Here is a 6,373-nt window from a genome sequence, read left to right on the forward strand (position 1 = left end):
AGCTGAAGTACGACACCTATTCGGTGAACTACTCGGCTCTCGAGCGCGAACTGGGGGCCCCCGCTCCGGGTGAAGACGCGTACGTCGACAAGTGGGCCGACCAGTACAACGACGAGTACGAAGACAAGAAGGCGTAGCTCTCTTTCCTCATACGTGAGTACCGACGCGGGGGTGTCCGGTGAGTCATCCCGGCACCTCGGCAACGGTCGACATTTGTGGCGTAGTCGATCTGTCTTGCCGTTGCGGCACTCCCGCGGCCGTGCGCACAATCACGCGAGCGACAGGACACCGCTGGTCGCACTCTCCCTTCCGGGAAGAGTGCGGCCAGCGGTGTCCTGTTGTTCAGCGGGACGCGCGCATCACACCCACGCGACCCGGGACTCGAAGCGGACGTACTGTGCGCCGCCCGACGCGAAGGCGAAGAGGCCGATCGCGGGACTGTACGAGAAGGCTGCCCCCGTGCGCGACTTGGCCGTGATGTAGTCCGAGCCCGATCCGGTCGGAACGCTCCGATTGTTGAAGGCTGCGCCGTCGAGCCGGCGCAACGCCAAAGTCTCGGAGAACTCATTGGCCGCCCCGGATCCGACCAGCCACTGTCCGGCAGAGACCGCCCGGAAGCCGCCCGTGAGCCCACCTCCACCGGCTCTGGCATTCAGGGCAAACCATCCGAACCCGCTCGGTGCGCTGTTCGGAACGAGAACCTGATATTGGTTCGAAGGCACGATCGTCCCGCTGGCGGTCAGAACATCGAACAGGAGCGCGTCGACGACCTGGTTCCTCGACGGCTTGATCCCGTCAGTGAACGTCGCCAGGTCGAGTCGGGTGCCGCCGGCTCCCGCCGAACCAGCCGGGCCGACGCGCGCCGTGGTGGACGCCACCAGACCCCACGAGGTCGCGGTGAAGGTCACCGACGGGACGGCCGCGTTGCTCACACTCACGACGACGCTGGCAGAGCCGTTGGCGGCGAAGATCGCGGTGGGCCCGTTGGGGTAACCGATACCGGATCCGCTGTTCGTGACCGTGACATCGCGCCCGGGCCAGCCCGACAGACTGATCGTGGCGTTGCCGCCGGCCCCGATCTCCGGAGGTGCGGAAATGGCCAAGGTCGGTGTCGACACCGTAAAGGCGCCGCTTCCCGACGCGCCCAGACTGGACGCCGACACCGTTCCTGCGCCGACCGGCGTGTTGCCTCGCGTCTGCAGCGTCGTCTGGACCTGCCCCGCCGCGTTCGTTGTTCCGCTGGCGTTTTTGAGACCCACTTTGCTGTACGTGGTCCCCCATGACACGGTCCGATTCGCCAACGGGGCACCGTTGGAGTCCGTCACCGTCGCCGTCACGGTGGAAGCCCCGCCCGCGCCGATCGACGACGGCGAAACCGCCACCGCCACCTTCACCCCGAGCATCGTCCACGACGCGTTGCCCGAAGCCCCCGACGACGAAGCCGTGAGCGTCGCCACTCCCGCCGCGGTCGCCGTGGTCGACCTCACCGTGGTTGAGAACTGTCCCGACGCGTTCGTCGTCCCACTCGCCGCCGCGAACGACACGCCGGACCTCGAGGTCGACAACGTCACCGCGCGACCCGCCAGAACGGCACCGCTGGAATCCTTCACCGTCGCCGTCACCGTCGCAGAATCACCCCGGACGGACGACGACGGTGAGACCGCCACAGCCACCGCCACGGTCTTGACCGACAGGGCCGCGCTCGCATTGGCCCCACTGACGACCGCCGATATGGTGACCGTCCCGGCCGCACGCGTCGAGGCGACCGTGAGCGTCGAGCGGAAAGTGCCGTCGGACTGCGTCACGCCGGTCGATGGCGAGAAGGACACACCCGCCGCCGCCGACAGCGTCACCGCCTGTCCGACCACTGCAGTGCCCGCCGCGCTCTTCACCGTCACGACCACCGACGAAGTGCCTCCAGCCACCACCGACGAGGGAGACAGCACGATGGACATCTTTTGACCGGACGCCGCCACCGCGGGCGACGACGCGGTCATCACGATGGCGGGAACGGCGACCGCCGACGCCCCGAGGACCGCCCGTCGAGGAATGCCCGACGATGATGCGGTCGGATTCTGGTTGCTGAGCTGTGGCATGAACACTCCCGAAGTCAGTGGTTCGCAGATGTGCACGAACCGCTGTGCACTGTAAGCCGGTCACTTCTGCGGGTCGCGCGCCCTCGACGTCGATGTCGCCCGCTACAGGGGATGCAAAGGCGGGAGTTCACCTTAAGGTGAAGACCAACGGGCGCGGCGTGTTCACCTTAAGGTGAAGCGTGAGGACGTCGGCTCCATGTGGCGCGGGCCGGGCAAGTTCAGAGAACGACCGACTCCGGTGGGCCCGCTCACGTCACGTCGAGGGGCATGCGGAAGGTAGCTCCACCCGCACTACGCCTTTCGCCGCTCCCCGGCGGCAGCGATGTCACCAGCGATGCCCCGTGCGCCTCTCCCACGCCGCCTCGACCGACTCCCGTCTGGCCATGACGATCGCGGCGGGAACGACGAGCAGCAATGCCGCGCCGAGCACGAGGAGCCCCGCCGTCCATCCGCCGGTCAGCTCGTGCGTCACCCCGATCGCGAGGGGCATGAGCGCCGCGAAGGCGTAGCCCGTGCTCTGCACGAAGGCGCTGACCGCGACGGCGGTCTTGTGCGAGCGCGTGCGTAGACCGAACAGCACGAGGGCGAGCGGGAACATGAGGGGCGGGATGCCGATGAGCACCACCCACAGTGCGGTCGCCGCCGCGGGCGCCACGAGAAGACCGACGATCCCCGTCAGTCCTCCGAGGATCGCCACCGCGTAGAACGGGGTCGTCCGCCCGAGGCGCGCCACGAGCACGGGCACCAGCAGCGAGACCGGAAGCCCCATGAACGCGAACAGGGCGAGCAGACCGCCCGCCTCGGCGGCATCCACCCCGGCGTCGTCGATGAGGATCAGCGGCAGCCACGCGAACATCCCGTACGCGACGGCGGAGTTCACGCCGAACGTGATCACCAGCGCCCAGGTCTGCGGCACCCGCACGATGCGCGACAGCACCGACGCCCGGGGTTGCGCGACGATGTCGGAGCGCGAGGCACGGGCGCGCAGGCTCATCGCGATCCACGGCACCACCGCGACCACCGCCACGGCCGCCCACGTCACGAACGACCCCCGCCAGCCGACCGCCTCAGCGAGGGGCACGGCCACGAGCGGCGGCGTGAACGTCGCCACGGCCATCGTGGTCGAGTACACGGTGGTCATGAGTCCGATGCGCTCGGGGAAGTACTTCTTCACCACGGTGGGCAGCAGCACGTTCGCCACCCCTACGGCGGCAAAGACACCTGCGGTGGCCGCCAGCAGCGTCCAGGCGTCGACGGCGGCCGCGCGCAGCGCCAGCATCACGGCGCCGACGATCGCGGCGACGAGCACCGTGCGCTCCAGCCCGAGACGTCGCTCGATCGCCGGCGTGACCATGCCCGACAGGGCGAACGCGACGGGCGGCGCCATGCCGATGAGCCCGACGACCGCGGCGGGCACCTCGAAGTCGCGGCCGATCACCGTCAGCAGGGGTGACAGCGACGCCACCGCGATGCGCAGCGTCAACGCGAGCAGCACGACGGCGGCCGCGGCGAGCGCGACATTTCCCGCCGCGCGGCGGGTCAAGACTCCTGGCTGCCCTCGACCCAGGCGAGGTACTCCTCCGACACGGTTCCCGTGACGTAGCGGCCGTCGAAGCAGCTCATGTCGAGGTCGACCAGATCGGTGCCCTCCATGATCGCGGCCTTCAGGTCGTCGACCTCCTGGTACACCAGGTAGTCGCACCCGAGCTCCGCGGCGATCTCGGGGATCGTGCGGTCGTGCGCGACGAGCTCGTGGCGCGAGGGCATGTTGATTCCGTACACGTGCGGGTACCGAACGGGCGGGGCGGCCGACGCGAACGTCACGCTGAGCGCCCCGGCATCCCGTGCCATCTGGATGATCTCGCGGCTCGTGGTACCGCGGACGATCGAGTCGTCGACGAGCAGCACGTTCTTGCCCTGGAACTCGGTCGACATCGCGTTGAGCTTCTGGCGCACGCTCTTCTTGCGCACCGCCTGCCCGGGCATGATGAAGGTGCGGCCGACGTAGCGGTTCTTGTAGAAGCCCTCGCGGTACTCGATGCCGAGTTTGCGGGCCACCTGCATCGCCGCCGGGCGGGCGGAGTCGGGGATCGGCATGACCACGTCGATGGACCCCGCCGGGGTGTACTTCGCGACCGTGTCGGCGAGACGCTCACCCATGCGCAAGCGCGTCTCGTACACCGAGACGCCGTTCATCACGGAGTCGGGGCGAGCCAGGTAGACGTACTCGAACGAGCAGGGCGCCAGCGTCGCGTTCGGCGCGCACTGCTGGGCGTGGAGCGTGCCGTCGAGGGCGACGAACACCGCCTCGCCGGGCTCGATGTCGCGCACGACCTCGAAGCCGGCGTTCTCGAGCACGAGCGACTCGGATGCCACGATGAACTCGTCGCGCGGCTCGCCGCCCGGCACGTCGGCGGCGGGGCGCTTGCCGAGGATGAGGGGACGGATGCCGAACGGGTCGCGGAAGGCGAGGAGTCCGTAGCCGGCGATGAGGGCGATGGAGGCGTAGGAGCCCTCGACGCGCTCGTGCACGCGGGCGACCGCGCGGAAGACCTGCGCGGGGTCGAGATCGGGTCCGGTGATCTCGGACTGCAGCTCGGAACCCAGGATGTTCACGAGCAGCTCGGTGTCGCTGCTGGTGTTGAGGTGGCGGCGGTCCTTGCTGAACAGCTCGCGGGTGAGCTCGCGTGTGTTCGTCAGGTTGCCGTTGTGCACCAGCACGATGCCGTACGGGGCGTTGACGTAGAAGGGCTGCGCCTCTTCTTCGTTCGACGCGGTGCCCTTGGTGGCGTAGCGCACATGGCCGAGGCCGATGTCGCCGAGGAGCGCCCGCATGTCGCGCGTGCGGAACGCCTCGCGCACCTGGCCGCGGGCCTTGTGGATGTGGAAGACACCGCTCGCCTCGGCGGTGGCCATGCCCGTGGAGTCCTGTCCGCGGTGCTGGAGGAGGAGGAGCGCGTCGTAGATCTCCTGGTTGACCGGGCCTTGCCCGGCCATGCCGACGATGCCGCACATGAGGTGTTAGCTCGCTCCGTTCGCCGGGTGTCCGGCATCCGCGTAGGTCCCGACCAGGCGCACTGCGCCTCCGTCGACGCCCTTCGCGCCCTGTTCGTACTCGCCTTCGGGGCGCGCGTCGCCACGGACGACGCCGACCTGCCACGTGGCGATGCCCTCGGCCGTGAGCGCCGCGGTCGCGGCATCCGCGATCTCGGGTGCGACGACGGCGAGGAAGCCGATGCCGAGGTTCCACGTGCCCTCGGTCGCGGTCAGCTCGAGCCCGCCGATGTCGGCGAGCACGCGGAACACCGGCGACGGGCTCCACGTCGAGCGGTCGACGTCGACCCAGGTCTGCTGCGGCAGCACGCGCGCGAGGTTGGCCGCGATGCCGCCCCCGGTGACATGGCTGAGCGAATGGATGCCGGAGCCCACCGCCTCGTCGTCGAGCAGGCGCAGCAGCGGCGAGGTGTACAGGCGCGTGGGCTCGAGGAGCGCCTCTCCCCAGGTGCCCCCGAGGTCGGCCGAGGCGGCACCGTAGGCGATGCCCGCGCCGGTGATGATGTGGCGCACGAGTGAGTAGCCGTTGGAGTGCAGGCCGCTGGAGGCGAGGGCGAGCACGACGTCGCCGCCGCGCACGCGGTCGGCGCCGAGGATGCGGTCGGCCTCGACCACGCCGGTCGCCGCCCCCGCGACGTCGTAGTCGTCGACGCCGAGCAGGCCGGGGTGCTCGGCGGTCTCGCCACCGACCAGCGCGGTGCCGGTCATCGAGCAGCCGCGCGCGATTCCCGCGACGATGTCGGCGATGCGTTGCGGCACCACCTTGCCGCACGCGATGTAGTCGGTCATGAAGAGCGGGCGGGCACCGACCACGACGATGTCGTCGACGACCATGCCGACGAGGTCTTCGCCGATGGTGTCGTGCTTGTCGATGGCCTGCGCGATGGCGACCTTCGTGCCGACGCCGTCGGTGCTGGTCGCGAGCAGCGGCTTGGCGTAGTCGCGCAGCGCCGAGGCATCGAAGAGGCCGGCGAAGCCACCGACACCACCGAGCACTTCGGGGCCGTGGGTGCGACGCACGGCCGACTTCATCAGTTCGACGGCGAGGTCTCCGGCGGCAGTGTCGACGCCGGCGGCGGAATAGGGGTTTTCGTGGGGAGCGGAAGCCACCGCAACAGACTACCCGGGGTGGACGCGCGCGCGTTCCGCGCGGGTCGGGCCGGTGGCCGCAGGCGCAAGCGCAAGCAGGGCGGCGGCGGCGCATGTGTCGGCGTCGGCGCAGG

5 protein-coding genes and 1 pseudogene are annotated in these 6,373 nt (G+C 69.7%); 1 reads left to right on the plus strand and 5 read right to left on the minus strand.

Annotated features, from left to right (window positions below; translation table 11 throughout):
• Positions 1-2: 2 nt before the first annotated feature.
• Positions 3-137 carry a DUF3073 family protein gene (locus RWP81_RS13180; RefSeq protein WP_314456822.1) on the plus strand — a complete coding sequence of 45 codons (135 nt, stop codon included), beginning with the start codon at positions 3-5 and terminating at the stop codon, positions 135-137.
• Between the two features lie 222 nt (positions 138-359).
• Here RWP81_RS13180 and RWP81_RS13185 read toward each other — a convergent pair whose 3' ends face one another.
• From RWP81_RS13185 to purM, 5 genes and pseudogenes are all read right to left on the minus strand, one after another.
• Positions 360-1,103 (minus strand): hypothetical protein, encoded by a 744-nt coding sequence (locus tag RWP81_RS13185; protein WP_055959612.1) that lies wholly within the window; start codon positions 1,101-1,103, stop codon positions 360-362.
• A 99-nt stretch (positions 1,104-1,202) separates the two neighbouring features.
• Positions 1,203-2,096: pseudogene (locus RWP81_RS16330) on the minus strand (Ig-like domain-containing protein); the annotation flags it as partial.
• A gap of 325 nt (positions 2,097-2,421) precedes the next feature.
• Positions 2,422-3,639, minus strand: a complete 1,218-nt coding sequence (locus RWP81_RS13195) for an MFS transporter (protein ID WP_314456818.1) — start codon at positions 3,637-3,639, stop codon at positions 2,422-2,424.
• Positions 3,636-5,111: an amidophosphoribosyltransferase gene (gene purF, locus RWP81_RS13200; RefSeq protein WP_055959619.1), complete on the minus strand. Its 1,476-nt coding sequence runs from the start codon at positions 5,109-5,111 to the stop codon at positions 3,636-3,638. The genes RWP81_RS13195 and purF overlap by 4 nt, the downstream gene beginning before the upstream one ends.
• Positions 5,112-5,117: 6 nt before the next feature.
• Positions 5,118-6,260 carry a phosphoribosylformylglycinamidine cyclo-ligase gene (gene purM / locus RWP81_RS13205; protein ID WP_314456820.1) on the minus strand — a complete coding sequence of 381 codons (1,143 nt, stop codon included), beginning with the start codon at positions 6,258-6,260 and terminating at the stop codon, positions 5,118-5,120.
• Positions 6,261-6,373 lie beyond the last annotated feature (113 nt).

Origin of the sequence: uncultured Microbacterium sp. (assembly GCF_963521695.1) — a bacterium.
Lineage (GTDB): Bacteria > Actinomycetota > Actinomycetes > Actinomycetales > Microbacteriaceae > Microbacterium.